Below are 18957 nucleotides of genomic sequence, written 5' to 3'. Positions count from 1 at the left end.
TCCGCAGGCCGAGTCGCCCAGTCCCCTCTACTGTTTGCTCTCATGAGTCTTGCGTCCGAACGAACGGGGCAGTTCCTCCACGAGGGCCACCAGCTGGAGTACACCGAGTTCGGCTCCGGTGGCCGCTGGGTGGTGCTGATCCATGGTCAGCTCATGCCGCGCCGCATGCACGAGCCGCTGGCGCGGGAGCTCGCAGCGGCAGGAAACCACGTGCTCACCGTCGACCTTCTCGGCCACGGCACGTCCGACCGTCCGGACGACCCGACCCAGTACTCGATGTCGGACTTCGGCCGCCAGGTCATCGACCTGCTCGACGCGGTCGGTGTCGAGAAGGCGATCATCGGCGGGACGTCGCTGGGCGCGAACGTCTCGCTCGAGGTCGCCGACGGGCACCCGGACCGGGTCGAGGGCCTGATCCTCGAGATGCCCGTGCTCGACAACGCCGTGGAGGCCGGACTCATCGCCTTCGGGCCGCTGATGTTCGTCGCCCGCTTCACCCCTCTGCTCGTCACCGGGCTCCGGCTCACCACCTCCCTCGTGCCGCGCCGCATGGTCGGGTTCTGGACCGGCATCGCGCTCGACACGATGCGGCAGTACCCGCAGCCGATGGGCGCAGCCGTGCACGGCATCTTCTTCGGACGCATCGCCCCGTCGTCGCGGTTGCGCCAGCAGATCTCGGCGCCGGCGCTCGTCATCGGACACCCGCGCGACCCCGTGCACCCGGCTGCCGACGCGGCGATGCTGGCGACCGAGCTGCCGAACGCGACGTTCGTGCGCGCCGAGAGCATCCTGGAATGGCGCCGGCGACCCGAGCGTCTGACCAACGAGACGATCGCCTTCGTCGAGCGGTGCTACGCGGGGCTTGCCGAGAGGGGCACTGCCTCGCGGCGAGTACGCTCGAGCTGATGGCACGAGCCCCCCGAGAACCCCGGTCGGCCGCGTTCTTCGACCTGGACAAGACGATCATCGCCAAGTCGAGCACGCTCGCCTTCAGCAGGCCGTTCTACGACGGTGGCCTGCTGAGCCGCCGTGCCGTGCTGCGCAGCGCGTACGCGCAGTTCATGTTCGCGGCGAGCGGCGCCGACCACGACCAGCTCGCCAAGATGCGCAACTACCTCACCCAGATGATCGCCGGCTGGGACGTCGAGGTCGTGCGCCAGTCCGTGGCCGAGACGCTGCACGCGATCATCAACCCGATCGTCTACGACGAGGCGGTCGAGCTCATCGAGCTCCACCACGCCGCCGGGCGCGACGTCATCATCGTGTCGGCGTCCGGCACCGAGGTCGTGGAGCCGATCGGCGCGATGCTGGGCGCCGACCATGTGGTCGCGACCCGCCTCGTCGAGGTCGACGGCCGGTACACCGGCGAGGTCGAGTACTACGCCTACGGCCCCAACAAGGCCAGGGCGATGAAGGAGCTCGCCGAGGAGCACGGCTACGACCTCGACACGAGCTTCGCGTACTCCGACTCCGAGACCGACGCACCGATGCTCGAGATCGTCGGCCACCCCTTCGCGGTCAACCCCGACAAGGCCCTGCGACGGATGGCCGACGAGAACGGCTGGCCCATCCTGATGTTCACCAACCCGGTGTCGATGCGCGCCCGGCTCGGGCTCGACACACGTGTCGCCAAGGCCGCCGCCGTCGGCGTCGTGACAGCCGGTGTGGGAGCGATCGCCGTGACGATGTTCACTCGGCGACGCCGTCCTGTGAGCCCGTCGAATCAACGCTTGTGAACCCGGGCGCGCAACGTTACGCGCGGGTAGCCCTTTCGTCTCGGACGGCCTTGGCGTAGAACTGAGACACAACTTCACAGACGGCACAGCAGCTCAGTACCCACGCGGCGATCTCCCGTCCCAAAGGGCAGTCGCACTCGGGACAACCGCGACACTCAGGGATCACGCGGCCCCGGGGCGACGATACGACAGAAGGCACGCTTGGTAGCTGCAGATGCTGGCCCCACAGAGGGCACCACCGCATAGGTGGTGCCCTCTACCTGTCTGCACCGGTCTGCGACCCTCCGAGACGCCACGTCAGCGCTTCACACGACGACCGGATCTGACGTCGCGGACACGGGTCTCGCTGCGATCCGTCCTGGGTCTGGCGGGCTCGGGCGTGGATCCGTATCCGTAGCCATATCCGTAGCCGTACCCGTCGAGTGCCTTGCGCGGGGTGCGGTTGAGGACGGTGCCGAACAGGCGTCCGCCGACGGTCTCGATCCGGAGCACGGCCTGGCGGAGATGCTCTCGACTCGTGGATCCGTAGCGGGTGAGGAGCAGCGCGCCGTCGACCTCGGTCAACAGGATCGCCGCGTCGGCGACGGGGAGGATCGGCGGCGCGTCGAAAATGACGACGTCGTACTCGGCGCGAATCGTGGACATCAGGTCGCGCATGGCCCGGGTGTCGAGCACCTCCGAAGGATTCGGAGGCTTCGGCCCGGTGGCGAGGAAGCTGACACCGCTCACGTGCTCCTGCGTCGCCTGCTCCAGGCTCGCGCGACCCAGGAGGACGGTGATCGTTCCCACCGAGTTCTCGAGACCGAGCAGGTCGGCAACACCCGGGTTGCGGAAGTCGGCGTCGACCAGCAGTACTGAGCGTCCGCTCTTGGCCATCGCGATGGCGAGGTTGGCGGCGACGAACGTCTTGCCCTCGTCGGGGATGGCACTGGTGACCAGGATCGTCTGCCGCGTGGCGTCGAGGTTGGAGAACTGCAGGTTCGTGCGGAGCACCCGGAACGCCTCGGCGAGGGCCCCGCCGCCGTCCTCGATGCAGAGCGGCTGCTTCTTGATCACGGGGTCGTAGGGCAGGGTCGCCATGACCGCGTTGCTGGTCATGGACTCGACGTCCTCGCTCGTCTTGACCGAGGTGTCGAGCAGGTCACGCAGCACTGCACCGGCCACACCGACCACGAGGCTCAGCAGCAGTCCGACACCGAGGCCGAGCGGGAGGTTCGGTGCCACGGCGTTGGGGTTGAACGAGGCCTTGTCGGCCAGGAGCGCGATGATCGGCGCCGGGATCTCCTCGTCGGACGGCGTCTCGAGGTTCTCCACCAGGCGGATGATCTCCTCGGCCTCCACCGAGGCGATCCGCCGCGCGAGCTCAGGCGACCCGGCTGTGGCGTCGACCCGCAGCAGCAAGGTCTTCTCCACGACGGAGGTCTCGACCTGGTCAGCGAGGTCGGAGACGCTGAGGCCGGCGTCGACCCGCTCCGAGACCCGCTGGAGGACCTCCGGCCCACGAGCCAGGTCGGCATAGGACTGCGCCCGCTGACCGGCGGTCGACGACTGCGGGTAGGTGTCGGCGACACCGGTGGACGGCGTGGACATGTAGAGAGTCGACGTGGAGGAGTACGTGGGTGCGATCGCGAGGATCACGCCGGTGGTGAGGAGGGCTCCCAGGCCGAGGGTGACGACGACGAACTTCCGTCGCGCACGCAGGATGCCCAGGAATTGACGCATATCAAAGAGATCCCCTCATGTCGATGGCCCGGACAGGGTTGACCGGAAGCTTGGTGCGAGTCTGTGCAAGTCGTGGTTTCGAGTTCGAAACCGGCGTGGCCTACGATCTCATGAGGGACGCAGCCTGGCCCTCGCCTGCTTTCGACCGATTCCCCAAGTAACGATGTGCGGCACCACGAAGTCACGGTGACGCTGACCCACGGAGGTTGGAAAAGACATGACCGTACTCGTCACCGGTGCCGGTGGATTCATCGGCGGCCACCTGGTCGACCGGCTCCTGGAGTCCGGGCACGAGGTCCGTGCGGTCGACGTCAAGTCGCTCGACGACTGGCAGCAGCTCCACGAGTCGGCCGAGAACGTCGTGGGCGACTGCTCGGATGCCGTCGACGCCCGCAAGATCGCCGAGGGAACCGACGAGATCTACAACCTGGCCGCCGACATGGGTGGCATGGGCTTCATCGAGAACAACAAGGCCGAGTGCATGCTGTCGGTGCTCACCAGCACCAACATGCTGGTGGCCGCCCGCGACGCAGGCACCAAGCGGTTCTTCTACAGCAGCTCGGCGTGCGTCTACAACGGCGAGAAGCAGACCGATCCCGACGTCACCGCACTCGCGGAGTCCGACGCCTACCCGGCCGACCCCGAAGACGGCTACGGCTGGGAGAAGCTCTTCTCCGAGCGCATGGCGCGGCACTTCCGTGAGGACTACGGACTCCAGACCCGCGTCGCCCGCTACCACAACGTCTACGGCCCGCTCGGCACCTGGGACGGCGGTCGCGAGAAGGCGCCCGCCGCGCTGTCGCGCAAGGTCGCCGAGGTCGCCCTCGGGCACACCGACGGCATCGAGATCTGGGGCGACGGCGAGCAGACCCGCAGCTTCATGTTCGTCGACGACTGCGTCCGCGGAAGCATGGAGATCCTCGCCGGCGACTCCGTCGAACCGGTCAACCTCGGCTCCGCCGAGCTGGTCACGATCAACCAGATGGTCGACATCCTCGAGGAGATCTCAGGCGTCAAGGTCGAGCGCAGCTACAACCTCGACGCCCCCCAAGGTGTCCGAGGCCGAAACAGCGACAACACCCTGTTCCGCCAGATCTACGGCTGGGAGCCGTCGATCTCGTTGAAGGAGGGGCTGGAGCAGACCTACGCGTGGATCTACGACCAGCTGAAGGTGCGCGGCTGAACCCGCGTCAGCTCCGTACCGCTTCTAGGCCAGCGGCGACGCCTCGGCGCCTCGCACGAACGCCTGGCTCGCGTACATCAGCCACTGGCTGACTCCGGCCGCGTCGGCTCGTGCGTATGCCGCCAGTGCTCCGCGGTAGCCCTCCGGCTCGGCAGCGTGGCCCGCTTCAGGAACCGTGACCGACGCCGGGTCGACGCCCCGTTCCACCAGCACGAGCCGTTCGACCGCCCGCGCGACGACACCGGCGTGCGAGCTGAACGCGCCGCAGGTGGCAACCTCGGCGTGGGCCAGGGCCGCGACGACCAACGCGGGGGCCTCGGTGGGCGCCGTGACGTTGTGGGCCAGCTCGCTGAGGCGGGCGACGCCGGCCGGGTCGTCGGGCCGCCCGAGGTCGTCGTCGGGCACCGATCCGGCAGCGGCGATGGCATGGATGCGGGCGATGGCTTGCACCGGGGTGCGACGCCACACCGGAACCAGGCCGAGCAGCTCGGTCGACAGCCGCACCGCAGCTCGGGCAGTGACGCCTCCGCCGCCGGCAGCGATCGTCTCGACGTCCGACTCGTCGCCCTCGAGCGACGCCGTGGCCGCGGCACCGAGGAGCAGGGACCGCGCGGTGTCTTCGGGAGTCGTGCGACGCAGCCCACGGTCACGCAGCAAGGCATCGATGCCGTCACGCGTCGCCGCGAACGCCGATGGCACACCCTCCAGCGAGGCCGCGGCAAGGAAGGGATCTGACACGCGGCCCAAGGTATCGGCCCCATGCTTCGGTCCCATCCATCGGCGCTGCACACGGGCGCCTCCACGCGCGGCCGGTAGCCTGCAAGGGATGAACAAGAGCGGAGTGCTGGCCACCGGAACCGACGCGCGCAGCGGGATCGAGCGAACCGCTTCGTGGATGGTGGGCGAGACCTTGTCGTGCGTGCTGCACCTGGGCGACGGGTCGCTCGCCTACCTGCTGGCCGATCAGGGCCACGACGTCGTGGTCGCCGGAGACGACGTCACGCAGACGCGTCACCACGAGATCCAGTACGTGCGCTCCCAGGGTGAGCGGCTGCCGTTCGGCCCCGAGGCCTTCGACGTCGTCATCGTGCCCGAGCTGCGCGACGCCCCCACGGCGCTCGCGGAGTACGCCAGGGTGCTGCGACCGCGCGGTCTGTTGTCCACGGTCACCCGCACGTACGACGACTCCATCCCCTGGATGCGCAAGCTGCGCGAGATCATCGGCGACCGCGAGCCCCGCCACACGCCGGCCGACACCTTCACGGCGTCCGGCTTGTTCGAGGAGCCGGAGGGCGACGCGTTCGGCACCTGGGAGCAGCTCGACCTCCCCGGTTTCATCCGATTCGCCGAGCAGACCAAGCATCCGTCCGTCGACGCCGAGGCCCTTACCCGCGTCCGCGACCTGTTCAACTCCTACGGCGGGCAGACCGGCAACCTGCGGCTGCGTCACCAGACCCACTGCCTGCGCGCGCGAGTGCTCAAGGAGAACCTGGCCCAGGAGGCTCCGCCTCCCGACGCCACGCTCATCGACCTCGGCTGAGATGCCGTGAACACTGATCTGCCATGAACGAGGCAGTCACCGCCGTCGCCGCGGCCGTCGTGCTGCTCGCCGGCGTTCTCGCGGCCCGTTGGTGGTTGCTGAAGCGTCGTCAGAGCCTCGGTTCGCCGACCGACCGCGCCACGTACACGACGCTGCACGCGGCGTCGCTCACCGCGCCTGCACTCCGCGGTGGGCTGGACGAGGAGAGCGCGGCCAGCTCGCTCCCCCACATCCGTACCCTCCTGGGCACCCCGACCGTCGCGATCACCGACACGTCCGGGCCGTTGGCGTGGGACGGTCCTGGTGATCCCGACGACGTCGCCGCGCTCATGTCCGCGGCCCTGAGGAGCGGCACCACCCAGGCGTCCGGGCAGGCCATCGTCGCCCCGCTGTCGGTCGACGACGTGGTCGTGGGCAGCCTGGTCGTGGTGACCGATCAGGCGTCCGCCGGTCTCGCCCGCGCCACCACGGAGGTGGCGCAGTGGATGTCGAGCCAGCTCGAGCTGGCCGAGCTCGCCGAGTCCCGCACCGCGCTCATGGAAGCCGAGCTGCGGGCGCTGCGGGCGCAGATCTCGCCCCACTTCATCTACAACTCGCTCGGCGCCATCGCCTCGTTCGTGCGTACCGACCCCGAGCGGGCACGCGAGCTGCTGCTCGAGTTCGCCGACTTCACCCGCTACTCGTTCCGCCAGCACGGCGAGTTCACCACGCTGGCCGAGGAGCTCCGCTCGATCGAGAGGTACCTGGTGCTGGAGAAGGCGCGGTTCGGTGACCGCCTGCGCGTCGTCACGCGGGTGGCCCCGGAGGTCCTCAGCGTCAAGATGCCGTTCCTCTCCGTCCAGCCCCTCGTCGAGAACGCCGTACGGCACGGGCTCGAGGGCAAGGACGGCGACGGCACGGTCACCGTGCTCGCCCTCGACGCCGGCAACGAGTGCGTCATCTCCATCGAGGACGACGGCATCGGTGCCGAGCCCGAGGCGGTGCGCGCCGTGTTGAGCGGCCACACTGCAACCCCGTCGGTCGGACTCGCGAACGTCGACGAGCGCATGCGCACGGTGTACGGCAACGAGCACGGCATCGTCGTGGAGACGGCCCCCGGCAAGGGCACCAAGGTCACGATGCGGGTGCCGAAGTTCGCCCCCGGCGTCGAGCAATGACGTGCGTGTCGGCACGAATCCGAGGCCGACCGTTCCTACGGTGGAGGGGAGCGGAAGGAGTCCGTCGTGAACGATTCGCTGATCGACCTAGGCCCCGCCCTGGTGTGTGAGACCTGTGAGTGCGAGATCGACTTCGCCGACGATCTCGCGTCGGAGGTCGGCATCTGCCGGCAGTGCGGCGTCGCATTCCTCGTCGAGGGTCCTGCGAGGAGCCGTAAACTCACAGGGTGAAGTTCCTCAACGGACTGCAGCCCGCGCACGACCTCACGTACAACGACGTCTTCATGGTGCCGGGACGCTCTGACGTCACGTCCCGCTTCGACGTCGACCTGTCGACGTCCGACGGAACCGGCGCCACCATCCCGATCGTGGTGGCCAACATGACCGCGGTCTCCGGGCGCCGCATGGCCGAGACCATCGCCCGCCGCGGCGGGATCTCGATCCTCCCGCAGGACATCCCCATCGACGTCGTGACCTCCACCGTCGCGCGGGTCAAGGCAGCGCACACCGTCTACGAGACCCCGGTCACCGTCTCGCCGTCGATGACGATCGGCGAGACCGTGAGCCTGCTGACGAAGCGCGCCCACGGCGCGGCGATCGTCGTCGACGACGGCAAGCCCGTCGGCATCGTCACAGAGCGCGATGGCATCGACATCGACCGCTTCGCCCAGGTTCGAGAGGTCATGAGCCACGAGCTCTTCACGGTCGAGGCCGGCCTCGAGCCGCGTCAGTACTTCGACGCGATGGCCGGGTCGCACGTCGCGGTCGCCCCCGTGCTCGACGGCGGGATGCTGGCGGGCGTCGTCACCCGCACGGGAGCGCTGCGCTCCACCATCTACACACCGGCGGTGGACGCCGACGGACGTCTGGTGGTCGGTGCCGCCGTCGGCATCAACGGCGACGTGCGCGCCAAGACCGAGGCGCTGCTGGGCACCGGGGCGGACGTCATCGTCGTCGACACCGCCCACGGGCACCAGGAGAAGATGCTCGAGGCGCTGCCTCTGGTCGTTGCCGCCCGTGACGCGCACACCGCGAGCAGCGGTCGCACCGTCCCCGTGGTCGCCGGCAACGTCGTCACGGTCGACGGCACCCGTGACCTCCTCGCCGCCGGCGCCGACGTGGTCAAGGTGGGCGTCGGGCCGGGCGCCATGTGCACGACGCGCATGATGACCGGCGTCGGCCGCCCGCAGTTCTCCGCTGTGCTCGAGTGCTCCGAGGTCGCCCGCGCCGAGGGCCGGCACGTGTGGGCCGACGGCGGCGTGCGCTACCCACGTGACGTCGCGCTCGCCCTCGCCGCCGGAGCCGGCAGCGTCATGGTCGGGTCGTGGTTCGCCGGCACCTACGAGAGCCCGGGCGACATCCAGCACGGCACCGACGGACGGCCGTACAAGGAGTCGTTCGGCATGGCGTCGTCGCGCGCGGTGGCCAATCGCACCCGCGACGCGGCCGGCTTCGAGCGTGCGCGCATGGCGTTGTTCGAAGAGGGCATCAGCACGTCACGGATGTATCTCGACCCGGTCCGGCCCGGTGTGGAGGACCTCCTCGACGCCATCACGGCCGGTGTGCGGTCGAGCTTCACCTACGCGGGAGCACGCACCCTCGCCGAGCTCGCCGAGCGCGCGACGGTGGGCATCCAGAGCGCGGCCGGCTACGACGAGGGCCGACCGCTCCACGCTTCCTGGTGACGACGGGAGGCGATCCCGGCCACGATGATGCCGAGTCCGGTCGAGAACGTGTCGGCGCGGGAGAGCGGGTCGTCCTCGATCGCTCCGACGCTGCTGGCCTGGAGGTTCACCTGCTCGTCGCTCACGTGCCCGAGCACGAAGTGCAGCACCGTGGTGGCCGCGACCCTGTCGAACCTGGTGCCGCCGAGCAGCTCGACCAACCGGCCGACCGGATCCGACTCCCCCAGCCCGAACGCCTGCGCCGTGGCCACGAGCTCCGCACCGTCGCGGTAGGCCAGCATCGCGTCGCGCAGCGCGTGCGCATAAGCCGTCACCTGCTCGTTCCACGTACCGTCCGGAACGGAGCGCTCGCCACGGCGCAGGACCTCGTCGGCCACCGCCGCGAGCAGCGCCTGCTTGTTGGCGAAGTGCCAGTAGAGAGCGCTGGGCTGGACGTCCAGGTCGGCTGCGAGCCGGCGCATCGACAGGTCGGCCAGACCGTGCCGGTCGAGCACCTGGAGCGCGTGCTCCACGACGTCGGAGCGATGATGGCTCATGGCGTGAAACACTACCTGAACACCGTTCACTCGACGACGCACGAAGGACCCCGATGACCACCACCAAGTCCAGCACGCGGCGGACCAGCAACACGACCGATCTCGCGCTGATCGCCGTCTTCGCCGCCCTCATCGCGGTCTGCTCGGTCGCCGCCGCCCTGCCGTTCGGCGTCAACGGCGTGCCGCTGACGTTGCAGATGTTCGCGATCTTCCTGTGCGGCGCGGTGCTCGGTGCGCGTCGCGGCTTCTTCGCCGTGCTGCTGTACCTCGCGGTCGGCGCCGCCGGCCTGCCGATCTTCGCTGGTGGCGCGTCCGGGCTCGCCCCTTTCGCAGGTGTGACCGGTGGCTACCTCATCGCGTTCCCGTTCGCTGCGCTCATCGTCGGCCTCGTCGTCGAACGTGCCCACCGCAGCAACGTGGCAGTCACGGCCGCGGTCGTCGCGGTCGGCGGCGTGCTGGCCGTCCTGGTCGTGTGGATCGCCGGCAGCGTCGGCATCAGCCTGTACGCCGACACCCCGTTCGGCTCGACGCTCAAAGGCGCGGCCGCCTACATCCCGGCCGACCTCGTCAAGCTCGCCGTCGCGGCAGTTGTGGCTGCCGCCGTGCACCGGGCCTTCCCGACCCTGCTGTCGCGCCGGTAGTGGCCACGATCGAGATCGACGACGTCACCGTCTCGGCCCAAGTGCCCGACGGTGAGGTCCGGATCCTCGATCACGTCTCGGCCACCCTCACCGAGCAGCGCGTCGCCCTGATCGGAGCGAACGGGTCGGGCAAGTCCACGCTGGCCCGGCTGATCAACGGCCTGGTGGAGCCGAGCAGCGGACGGGTGTGCGTCGACGGCCTCGATGTCGCGAAGGACGGCGGCGCGGTGCGTCGTCGGATCGGCTTCGTGTTCACGAACCCCACCGCCCAGCTGGTGATGCCCACCGTGGCCGAGGACGTTGCCCTCTCCCTGCGCAGGCACGTCCCCGACCGCGACGAGCGCGACCACCGCGTCGTCGAGGTGCTGACGTCATTCGGGCTGGAGCGCTTCGCCGACACCAGCGTCCATGCGCTGTCCGGTGGGCAGCAGCAGCTGCTCGCCCTCGCCGGTGTGCTCGCCTGCGAGCCGGCTGTGGTGGTGGCGGACGAGCCGACCACGTTGCTCGACCTTCACAACGCCATCGACATCGCGGACCGGCTGTTCGAGCTCGACCAGCAGCTCGTCCTCGTCACGCACGATCTCGACCTCGCCGCTCGCTGCGAGCGTGCCCTCGTGCTCGCGGACGGACGCATCGGGTTCGACGGACCGGCACTTGACGCCGTCGAGCACTACCGGCAGAGCGTGGGCGCGAGATGAGGCGCTCCCTGCCCCTCGGCATCCGCGTGCCGGGCGACACCATCTGGCACCGGATGCCGGTGGGGCCGAAGCTCACCGCACTCGTCGTCGTGAGTGTCGTGGTGGTGGCGCTGAGCGGACCGTGGCCGGCGTGCGTGGCGCTGGGCGTCGCTCTGGGCATCGCCGCGTGGGCCGGGGTGCCGGCCCGCACGGTGGCGCTGGGCGTCCGGCCGCTGCTGGTGGTGCTGGCGATCCTCGCGGCCTTCCAGTGGTGGCAGCGCGGGTGGCCGACCGCCGTCGAGGTCGTCGCCACCACGCTGGCACTCGTGATCGCGGCCACGACGTTCACCGCGACCACGCCGATGGATGCGCTGCTCGACACCATCGTCCGTGGCCTGCGTCCGTTCCGGCGGTTCGGCGTCGAGCCCGACAAGGTCGCCCTCGCCTTCTCGCTGATGATCACCTCCATCCCGGCCGTCTTCGCCATCGTCGGTGACACCCGGGACGCCGCCCGCGCCCGCGGACTGGAGCGGAGTCCCCGCGCGACCCTGTCGCCGGCGGTCATCCGTGTCGTCGCCCACGCCCACGCCACCGGCGATGCGCTCGCCGCCCGCGGCATCGGCGACTCATGACGGACAACTGAGGCAGGATCAGGACATGGAAGGCCTCCAGGCACTTGTGGTCGACGACGAGCAACCGGTGCTCGACGAGCTCGTGTTCCTGCTCGGGCGCGACGAGCGGATCGCATCGGTGCGGGCCGCTCGCTCCGGCACGGAGGCCCTGCGCATCCTCGAGTCCGGAGATGTTGACCTGGTGTTCCTCGACGTCGCGATGCCCGGGCTGTCCGGTCTGGAGATCGCGCGCCTGCTGGCCCGGTTCCGCCGTGCCCCGCGGATCGTGTTCGTCACCGCACACGACGCCCACGCGGTCGATGCGTTCGAGCTCGGGGTCGTCGACTACCTCCTCAAGCCGATCCGGGAGGACCGCCTGCGGGAGAGCGTCCGCCGGGCCGGGGCCGACGCCGAGGGCGACCACGGAACCTCCGACGAGTCGATCGCGGTCGAGCTCGGCGGGGTCACGCGGTTCATCCAGCGCTCGGCGGTGGCGTACGCCGAGGCGCAGGGCGACTACGTGCGTCTGCACACCGTCGACGGCTCCGGACACCTCATCCGTATGCCCTTGAGCAGCCTGGCCGAGCAGTGGGAGGAAGCCGGCTTCGCCCGCATCCACCGCAGCCTGCTCGTCAACCTCGCCCATGTGCGCGAGCTGCGCATGCAGGCCGGGCGATGCAGCGTCGTCGTCCCCGGCGGCGACGACCCGGTCGAGCTCTCCGTCGCCCGTCGCCACACCCGTGAGCTCCGCCAGCTGATCCAGGATCGGGCCTAGTGAGCGCGGGTGAAGAGGGACCCGACCCGAAGACCGGCCGGATTCGCATCACCAGTCCGCTGACCACGGCGCCGGCGCTCGTACGGCGCACCGTGCAGCAGGAGATCGACGAGGCGACCGGCATCGGTGAGGTCTACGTGCGCTCGCTGGTGCGGTCGCAGCTGCGCGCCGCGCTCACGGTGATCTCCACGCTGATGCTGACCCTCGGGTCCCTGCCGATCGTGTTCTGGCTGCTCGACGACCTCGACCGGCTCGAGCTGTGGGGAGTGCCGCTCCCGTGGATCGTTCTCGCCATCGCGGTCTACCCGGGGTTGTTCCTCCTCGGCTGGCTGTACGTCCGTCAGGCCGAACGCTCCGAACGCGAATTCACGACGCTGCTCAACCCCGATCCGGTCGAGCCCCATCCCGACGAGCCCAATCCCGACGAGCACCGGGGTGACGGCAGCCAGTGAACGCCACCTACGGCCTCATCGCCATCACCCTCGTCGCCATCGCGACCATCGGCATCGGCGCGTTCGGCCTGCGGATCAGCCGCACGACGAGCGACTTCTATGTCGCGTCCCGCTCGGTTCGGCCGGTGCTGAACAGCTCGGCGATCGGCGGCGAGTACCTCTCGGCCGCGTCGTTCCTGGGTGTGGCCGGCCTCGTGCTGTCCACGGGTGTGGAGGCGCTGTGGTTCCCGATCGGCTGGACGACCGGCTACCTGCTCCTGCTGGTGCTGGTGGCGGCACCCCTGCGCCGGTCCGGCGCGTACACGATTCCCGACTTCGCGCAGGTTCGGCTGCAGTCCGGCGGCGTTCGTGCCGTGGCGAGCCTGCTGGTCGTCGCGGTCGGCTGGCTCTACCTGATGCCGCAGTTCCAGGGCGCCGGGCTGACGATGCGGACGGTCACCGGCGCGCCGGGGTGGGTCGGCACGGTGCTGGTGGCCGTGATCGTCATGATCAACGTCGTCTCCGGCGGCATGCGCAGCATCACCTTCGTTCAGGCCTTCCAGTACTGGCTCAAGCTCACCGCGCTGCTGGTGCCGGTGTTCTTCCTGCTGCACGCCTGGACGCTCGACGGACAGCCGTCACCGGTCGCTCCCTCCGACTGGCTCCTGCCATTCGGTGATCCCGACGCCGAGAGCATGTATCGCATCTACTCCGTGATGATCGCGACGTTCCTCGGCACGATGGGTCTGCCGCACGTCGTCGTGCGGTTCTACACGAACCCTGACGGCCGCGCCGCCCGCCAGACGACGCTCATCGTGCTCGCCCTGGTGGGCACGTTCTACCTGCTTCCCACCATCTACGGCGTGCTCGGGCGCATCTACGCGGGCGACCTGGTCGACGAGGGTCGGGCCGACGCCGTCGTGCTCGAGCTGCCGTCACGTCTCCTGGGCGGCACCTCCGGCGAGCTGCTCGGCGCCCTGCTGACCGCCGGCGCGTTCGCGGCCTTCCTCTCGACGTCGTCCGGACTCACGATGTCGATCGCCGGTGTGGTCGGGCAGTCCCTGAGCCGCGGTAGGTTGTCGCACATCACCGCACTGCGCGTGGCCGCCGTGGGCGGTGTCTTGGTGCCGCTCGTGCTCGCGCTGTCGGCCGATCGCATCTCGGTGGCCAGCTCGGTGACGTTCGCGTTCGCCCTCGCCGCGTCCACGTTCTGTCCGCTCCTGGTGCTCGGCATCTGGTGGCGCGGGCTCACCGCGCCCGGTGCCATCGCCGGCCTGGTCGGCGGCGGACTGTCCGCCGGCGTCGCTCCGATCATCACCATCTGGGTGCAGCCGGAGGGGTGGTTCGGCCTGCTGGCCCTGCAGCCGGCCGCCTGGTCCGTGCCGCTCGGATTCGCGCTGATGATCGGCGTCTCGCTGCTGACCCGGCAGAAGGTTCCCGCGGACGTCTCGCGCACCATGGTGCGCCTGCACACCCCCGAGGGCGTCGACCTGCAGCGGTGACGTGTCCAAGGCTGCCGCTCACGCGGATGACGGCAGCTTCGCCGGGTCTTCGCAGACCCTCGACCAGGTGATCAGCGTTGACACCGAGCCGGCCCTCTCCGGCGCCAAGGCCGCGAAGCGCGCCCCGGCCTCGAAGGAGAAGACCGAGCCCAAGCTCGTGGTCGACGCCGCCGGATCGGAGCCGAAGCCTTCCGCGCGCTCACCGTCTACATGACGTCGAGCACGAACTACGCCGGTGCCCGCACGGCGACGCTGAACGCCGCCCGTGACCTGTACGGCGCCGGCAGCGTCCAGCAGAACACGGTGGCCACCGCCTGGAGTGCCGTCAGCGTCAACTGAGGTTGGCCAGACCGTTGGCACAGCAAGAGGCCCGCCCATCTCCCCGAGGAAATGGGCGGGCCCGCCTTCACGATGTCAGGGTGCCGTGCTCAACGCAATGGGCTGACCAGCCGCGCGGCACAACTTGTACGACCATGCGACGGCGGCACTCGGGACAGAATCTGGGCGGCTCCATCCGCAGATGCCCCTCGCAACCGGCGTGGTCGACTTCCGTCTCGTCGCGGCCGCAGTGCCCGCAATACGTCACAACGTCTTCGACAGCTCGCGGATCGGCATGCCCAGATCGGTGAGCAGCGCGAGGTCCTCGTCGGCCTCGCGCCCGAGGGTCGTGAGGTAGTTGCCGACGATGACGGCGTTGACGCCGCCCAGCAGCCCGTCGCGGGTACCAAGGTCGCCGAGGGTCAGCTCTCTGCCGCCGGCGTAGCGCAGGATCGTCCGCGGCATCGCGAGGCGGAACGCGCCGATCGCCCGCAGGGCATCCGCCGAGCTCATGACCTCCAGGTCGCCGAACGGCGTGCCCGGACGCGGGTTGAGGAAGTTCAGCGGCACCTCGTGCGGGTCGAGCTCTGCGAGCTCGGCGGCCAGCTCGGCACGCTGCTCGAGCGTCTCGCCCATCCCGAGGAGTCCGCCGCAGCACAGCTCCATGCCGGCGTCGCGCACCATCTGGCAGGTGTCCCATCGCTCCTCGTAGGAGTGCGTGGTGACGACCTGCGGGAAGTAGGAACGCGCGGACTCGAGGTTGTGGTTGTAGCGGTGCACGCCCATGTCGACGAACTCGTCGACCTGCTCCTGGGTGAGCATCCCGAGCGAGCAGGCGATGTTGATGTCCACCTCGGCTTGGATGGCCTTGATCCCGGCCCGCACCTGGTCCATGAGGCGCTGATCGGGTCCGCGGACCGCCGCGACGATGCAGAACTCGCTGGCGCCGGTCTCGGCGGTCTGCTTCGCGGCCTCGACGAGCTCGGGGATGTTCAGCCACACCGACCGCACCGGCGACTGGAACTGACCGGACTGGCTGCAAAAGTGGCAGTCCTCGGGGCAACCGCCGGTCTTCAGCGAAACGATGCCCTCGACCTCGACCTCGGGCCCGCACCACGTCATCCGCACCTCGTGCGCGAGCTCGAGCAACGCCGGGACGTCCTCGTCGGGCAGCCGCAGAACCTCCGCGAGCTGGTCGCGGTCCAGACCGCGTCCCTGGTCGAGCACCTGGATGCGTGCGGTCTGCAGGATTGCGGGCATGGGGCCTCTTCTCGTTGACACCGAACGGCTGCGATCCTAACCTGAACACCGTTCAAGCGACAGGGGAGCTCGTGAGCATCGCCGAGGTCGACGCCCGCCACGTCTGGCACCCGTACGCACCGATGGACGATCCGCACCGCCCGCACGTCGTCGCCTCGGCGTCGGGCGCGACCCTCCGCCTGGCCGACGGACGCGAGCTGCTCGACGGGATGTCCTCGTGGTGGGCCGCCGTGCACGGCTACCGCCATCAGCACCTCGACGATGCCGTGCGCACGCAGCTGACGTCGATGGCCCACGTGATGTTCGGCGGGCTCACGCACGAACCGGGCGTGGAGCTGGTGCGGCGCCTCGTCGAGGTGACGCCCGAGGGCCTCGATCACGTCTTCCTCGCCGACTCCGGTTCCGTGTCCGTCGAGGTGGCGCTCAAGATGGCGCTGCAGTACCAGCGCGGCCGCGGGCAGCCGCACCGCACGCGAATGCTCACCATCCGTGGCGGCTATCACGGCGACACCTTCGGTGCGATGAGCGTCAGCGACCCGGTCGGCGGGATGCACGAGATGTTCTCCGATGCGCTCCCGGCCACCGTTTTCCTCCCCCGTCCGCCCGCGGGGCTCGATGCCGACCTCGCCGACTGGGTCGCGGAGGTGCAGCCGATCGTCGAAGCGCATGCGGACGACATCGCCGCCGTCATCGTCGAACCGGTGCTCCAGGGCGCGGGAGGCATGCATGCGTACCCGCCGGCGGTCGTGCGCCACCTCCGCGAGCTGGCCGACGCCCATGGCTGGCTGCTGATCCTCGACGAGATCGCCACCGGCTTCGGCCGTACCGGCACGTTCTTCGCCGCCGAACGCGCCGGCGTCGTGCCCGACGTGATGTGCGTCGGCAAGGCACTGTCCGGCGGCTACCTGACCCTGGGCGCGACGCTGTGCACATCCGACGTCGTCGACGGTGTGCAGGCCAGCGAGGCTGGAGCCCTGATGCACGGCCCGACATTCATGGCCAACCCGCTGGCCTGTGCAGTAGCCGGCGCGAGCCTCGACCTGCTCGCAGCTCAGGACGTCCCCGGAACCGTGGCGCGCATCGGCGCCGGGCTCGCGGCCGGGCTCGACCCTGCCCGCGACCTCGACCATGTGGTCGACGTCCGCACGCTCGGCGCCGTCGGCGTCGTGCAGCTCGACCGCCCGGTCGACGCGCCAACGGCTGCGCGCGCCGCGGCCGACCTCGGGGTCTGGATCCGCCCGTTCCGTGACCTCGTGTACGTCATGCCTCCGTACGTCAGCACCGACAACGACGTCGCTCGGATGGCCGAGGCGGTTGTTGCGGGAGCCGTGGCATGTCGGTGACGTTCGACGCCTGGCTCGCCCGGGCGGCCCAGACCCGTCGCATCGCCGGCCTGCAGCGGACGCTCGTCCCCCGCGGCTCCGCGGACGACCTCGTCGACCTCGCCGGCAACGACTACCTCGGACTTGTCCGGCATCCGAGAGTGGTCGCCGCCGCTGCCGACGCGGCCAAGCGGTGGGGAGCCGGGGCAGGCGCATCGCGGCTGGTCACCGGCACCCTCGGCGTCCACGAGGAGCTCGAGTCGGCGCTCGCAGCCTGGACCGGCGCGCCCGCCGCGCTCGTCCACTCCACCGGCTACCACGCCAACCTCGCCGCCGTCACCGCCCTGACCGACGCCGACACCCTGGTCGTGTCCGACGCGCACATCCACGCCTCCCTCGTCGACGCCTGCCGACTCTCCCGGGCCCGCGTCGTCGTCACGCCGCACGGTGACGTGGCGGCGGTCGACCACGCGCTGCGGGAACGACCCGAACCACGCGCACTCGTGCTGACCGAGTCGGTCTTCTCCGTGCTGGGTGACCGGGCGCCGCTGGTCGAGCTGGCCGACGCCTGCGCACGCCACGACGCGGTGCTGCTCGTCGACGAGGCCCACGGGCTCGGGGTCGCCGGCGACGGCGGCCGCGGGCTCGTTCACGCCGCGGGACTGGCCGCACGTCCCGATGTCGTCGTCACGGTCACCTTGTCCAAGTCGCTCGGCAGCCAGGGCGGAGCTGTGCTCGGATCGGACGCCGTCATCGACCACCTCGTCAATCGCGCCCGCCCGTTCATCTACGACACCGGGCTTGCCCCGGCCGCCGCAGCAGCGGCCCGGGAAGCCCTTGACGTGGTCGCCGACGAGCCGGAGCTGGTCGCCCGCGTCAACCACAACGCAGCCGACCTGGCCGAGGCGGCCTGCGTCGCGCAGCCGGCCGGTGCGGTGCTGTCGGTCGCATTCGGCGGACCGGACACGGCTCTCGCCGCACAGGCCGCGTGTGCCGCCGAGGGCCTACGGGTCGGCTGCTTCCGTCCACCGTCCGTGCCCGACGGAATCAGCCGCCTGCGCATCACCGCCTCGGCACGGCTCGACGAACACGACGTCGAGCATGCGTGCAAGGTGCTCCACGACGTCACACGCCCATGACGCGGTACATCACCGTCACGGGTACCGACACCGGCGTGGGCAAGACGATCGCCACCGCTGCGCTCGTCTCCTACTTCCGGGCGCAGGACGTCGACGTCGTCGCCGTCAAGCCCGTGCAGACCGGAGTGCGCCCGGACGAGCCGGGGGACGCCGCTGAGATCGAGCGCCTCTGCGGCCCCGGCGCCGCTCAGGAGCTGACGAGGGTCGAACCCGCGCTCGCGCCGGAGACGGCTGCCCGCCTCGAGGGCGTCGACCTGCCGACGGTCGACGAGCACGTCGAGCGGATCCGGGCCCTCGACCACGACGTCGTCCTGGTCGAGGGGGCCGGCGGGGTTCTCGTGCGCCTCGACCGGGAAGGTGGCACGGTCATCGACATCGCCACCCGCCTCTCCGCAGACGTCGTCGTGGTGACGCGAGAGGCCCTCGGCACGCTGAACCACACCGCGCTCACCGTCGACCGGCTCCGCGCCGATGGGCTCGACCCGGTGCTCGTCATCGGTTCCGCCGATCCGGATCCGACCCTCGAGGCGCGCAGCAACCACACCGACCTTCCGCGCCTGACTGGCTGCCGGATTGTCGGCCACGTCCCCGCCGGCGCCGGATCACTTCCACCCGGCGACTTCCGCCGCGATGCCCCGTCCTGGTTCACCTAGGGCGCGTCTCCCTAGGCCTGCCGTTCGTCGCGCGAGCACGACCGCTCGTCGTGCTGCACCGGCCGCACG

General features: G+C 70.1%; 21 protein-coding genes. 17 read left to right on the top strand and 4 right to left on the bottom strand.

The features are described 5' to 3' along the window. Nucleotides 1-42: 42 nt before the first annotated feature. Nucleotides 43-906 carry an alpha/beta fold hydrolase gene (locus tag ACRDPN_RS08690; RefSeq protein ID WP_431447040.1) on the top strand — a complete coding sequence of 288 codons (864 nt, stop codon included), beginning with the start codon at nucleotides 43-45 and terminating at the stop codon, nucleotides 904-906. Then, nucleotides 906-1736, top strand: a complete 831-nt coding sequence (locus tag ACRDPN_RS08685) for an HAD family hydrolase (protein ID WP_431447039.1) — start codon at nucleotides 906-908, stop codon at nucleotides 1734-1736. Before ACRDPN_RS08690 ends, ACRDPN_RS08685 begins: the two co-directional genes overlap by 1 nt. 297 nt (nucleotides 1737-2033) lie before the next feature. On the opposite strand, the gene ACRDPN_RS08680 is transcribed toward ACRDPN_RS08685, so the two are convergent. Continuing rightward, nucleotides 2034-3458: a polysaccharide biosynthesis tyrosine autokinase gene (locus tag ACRDPN_RS08680; RefSeq protein WP_431447038.1), complete on the bottom strand. Its 1425-nt coding sequence runs from the start codon at nucleotides 3456-3458 to the stop codon at nucleotides 2034-2036. 217 nt (nucleotides 3459-3675) lie between these two features. Between ACRDPN_RS08680 and ACRDPN_RS08675 the strand changes: the two genes are divergently transcribed. Further along, nucleotides 3676-4641 (top strand): NAD-dependent epimerase/dehydratase family protein, encoded by a 966-nt coding sequence (locus ACRDPN_RS08675; RefSeq protein ID WP_431447037.1) that lies wholly within the window; start codon nucleotides 3676-3678, stop codon nucleotides 4639-4641. 24 nt (nucleotides 4642-4665) lie between these two features. Here ACRDPN_RS08675 and ACRDPN_RS08670 read toward each other — a convergent pair whose 3' ends face one another. Next, on the bottom strand, nucleotides 4666-5379 hold the full coding sequence (locus ACRDPN_RS08670; RefSeq protein ID WP_431447036.1) for an oxidoreductase: 714 nt from the start codon (nucleotides 5377-5379) through the stop codon (nucleotides 4666-4668). Between the two features lie 88 nt (nucleotides 5380-5467). Between ACRDPN_RS08670 and ACRDPN_RS08665 the strand changes: the two genes are divergently transcribed. The 3 genes from ACRDPN_RS08665 to ACRDPN_RS08655 all read left to right on the top strand — a co-directional run bounded on the left by ACRDPN_RS08665 (nucleotide 5468) and on the right by ACRDPN_RS08655 (nucleotide 9023). Beyond that, on the top strand, nucleotides 5468-6181 hold the full coding sequence (locus tag ACRDPN_RS08665; protein WP_431447035.1) for a class I SAM-dependent methyltransferase: 714 nt from the start codon (nucleotides 5468-5470) through the stop codon (nucleotides 6179-6181). Between the two features lie 23 nt (nucleotides 6182-6204). After that, a complete protein-coding gene (locus ACRDPN_RS08660; RefSeq protein ID WP_431447034.1) occupies nucleotides 6205-7338 on the top strand; it encodes a sensor histidine kinase in 1134 nt (377 codons plus the stop codon). A gap of 227 nt (nucleotides 7339-7565) precedes the next feature. Beyond that, nucleotides 7566-9023, top strand: coding sequence for a GuaB1 family IMP dehydrogenase-related protein (locus ACRDPN_RS08655; protein WP_431447033.1), 1458 nt, complete (start codon nucleotides 7566-7568; stop codon nucleotides 9021-9023). Here ACRDPN_RS08655 and ACRDPN_RS08650 read toward each other — a convergent pair. Continuing rightward, entirely contained in the window at nucleotides 8987-9559 is a 573-nt protein-coding gene (locus ACRDPN_RS08650; protein ID WP_431447032.1) for a TetR/AcrR family transcriptional regulator C-terminal domain-containing protein, read from the bottom strand. The genes ACRDPN_RS08655 and ACRDPN_RS08650 overlap by 37 nt on opposite strands. A 53-nt stretch (nucleotides 9560-9612) precedes the next feature. Here ACRDPN_RS08650 and ACRDPN_RS08645 point away from each other — a divergent pair, with 53 nt between their 5' ends. From ACRDPN_RS08645 to ACRDPN_RS08610, 8 genes are read left to right on the top strand one after another with little or no spacing between them, the layout of a single operon-like run. After that, on the top strand, nucleotides 9613-10200 hold the full coding sequence (locus tag ACRDPN_RS08645) for a biotin transporter BioY (protein ID WP_431447031.1): 588 nt from the start codon (nucleotides 9613-9615) through the stop codon (nucleotides 10198-10200). Then, nucleotides 10200-10898 (top strand): energy-coupling factor ABC transporter ATP-binding protein, encoded by a 699-nt coding sequence (locus ACRDPN_RS08640; protein ID WP_431447030.1) that lies wholly within the window; start codon nucleotides 10200-10202, stop codon nucleotides 10896-10898. Before ACRDPN_RS08645 ends, ACRDPN_RS08640 begins: the two co-directional genes overlap by 1 nt. Next, nucleotides 10895-11509, top strand: a complete 615-nt coding sequence (locus ACRDPN_RS08635) for an energy-coupling factor transporter transmembrane component T family protein (RefSeq protein ID WP_431447029.1) — start codon at nucleotides 10895-10897, stop codon at nucleotides 11507-11509. Before ACRDPN_RS08640 ends, ACRDPN_RS08635 begins: the two co-directional genes overlap by 4 nt. A gap of 25 nt (nucleotides 11510-11534) precedes the next feature. Beyond that, nucleotides 11535-12263: a LytR/AlgR family response regulator transcription factor gene (locus tag ACRDPN_RS08630; protein ID WP_431447028.1), complete on the top strand. Its 729-nt coding sequence runs from the start codon at nucleotides 11535-11537 to the stop codon at nucleotides 12261-12263. Next, a complete protein-coding gene (locus tag ACRDPN_RS08625; RefSeq protein ID WP_431447027.1) occupies nucleotides 12263-12715 on the top strand; it encodes a hypothetical protein in 453 nt (150 codons plus the stop codon). Before ACRDPN_RS08630 ends, ACRDPN_RS08625 begins: the two co-directional genes overlap by 1 nt. Then, nucleotides 12712-14196, top strand: coding sequence for a cation acetate symporter (locus ACRDPN_RS08620; RefSeq protein ID WP_431447026.1), 1485 nt, complete (start codon nucleotides 12712-12714; stop codon nucleotides 14194-14196). Before ACRDPN_RS08625 ends, ACRDPN_RS08620 begins: the two co-directional genes overlap by 4 nt. Nucleotide 14197: 1 nt before the next feature. After that, nucleotides 14198-14410, top strand: coding sequence for a hypothetical protein (locus tag ACRDPN_RS08615; protein ID WP_431447024.1), 213 nt, complete (start codon nucleotides 14198-14200; stop codon nucleotides 14408-14410). Then, nucleotides 14407-14535: a M4 family metallopeptidase gene (locus tag ACRDPN_RS08610; protein WP_431447022.1), complete on the top strand. Its 129-nt coding sequence runs from the start codon at nucleotides 14407-14409 to the stop codon at nucleotides 14533-14535. Before ACRDPN_RS08615 ends, ACRDPN_RS08610 begins: the two co-directional genes overlap by 4 nt. Nucleotides 14536-14778: 243 nt before the next feature. Here ACRDPN_RS08610 and bioB read toward each other — a convergent pair whose 3' ends face one another. Then, nucleotides 14779-15774, bottom strand: coding sequence for a biotin synthase BioB (gene bioB, locus ACRDPN_RS08605; RefSeq protein WP_431447021.1), 996 nt, complete (start codon nucleotides 15772-15774; stop codon nucleotides 14779-14781). A 71-nt stretch (nucleotides 15775-15845) separates the two neighbouring features. On the opposite strand from bioB, the gene ACRDPN_RS08600 reads away from it, so the two are divergent. Genes ACRDPN_RS08600 through bioD form a run of 3 tightly spaced genes read left to right on the top strand, consistent with a single transcriptional unit; the run spans nucleotide 15846 to nucleotide 18888 of the window. Further along, complete coding sequence (locus ACRDPN_RS08600; RefSeq protein WP_431447020.1) at nucleotides 15846-17117, top strand: adenosylmethionine--8-amino-7-oxononanoate transaminase; 1272 nt, start codon at nucleotides 15846-15848, stop codon at nucleotides 17115-17117. Next, nucleotides 17108-18235: an 8-amino-7-oxononanoate synthase gene (locus ACRDPN_RS08595; RefSeq protein WP_431447018.1), complete on the top strand. Its 1128-nt coding sequence runs from the start codon at nucleotides 17108-17110 to the stop codon at nucleotides 18233-18235. The genes ACRDPN_RS08600 and ACRDPN_RS08595 overlap by 10 nt, the downstream gene beginning before the upstream one ends. Further along, the gene (bioD, locus tag ACRDPN_RS08590) at nucleotides 18232-18888 is read left to right on the top strand and encodes a dethiobiotin synthase (protein ID WP_431447016.1); all 657 of its coding nucleotides are present in this window, start codon (nucleotides 18232-18234) and stop codon (nucleotides 18886-18888) included. Before ACRDPN_RS08595 ends, bioD begins: the two co-directional genes overlap by 4 nt. Nucleotides 18889-18957: the final 69 nt, after the last annotated feature.

The sequence above is a fragment of the Aeromicrobium sp. genome (genome assembly GCF_050700635.1).
GTDB lineage: Bacteria > Actinomycetota > Actinomycetes > Propionibacteriales > Nocardioidaceae > Aeromicrobium.
Note: the sequence above shows the minus strand (reverse complement) of the source record. Positions and strands in the feature narration are given on the sequence as shown.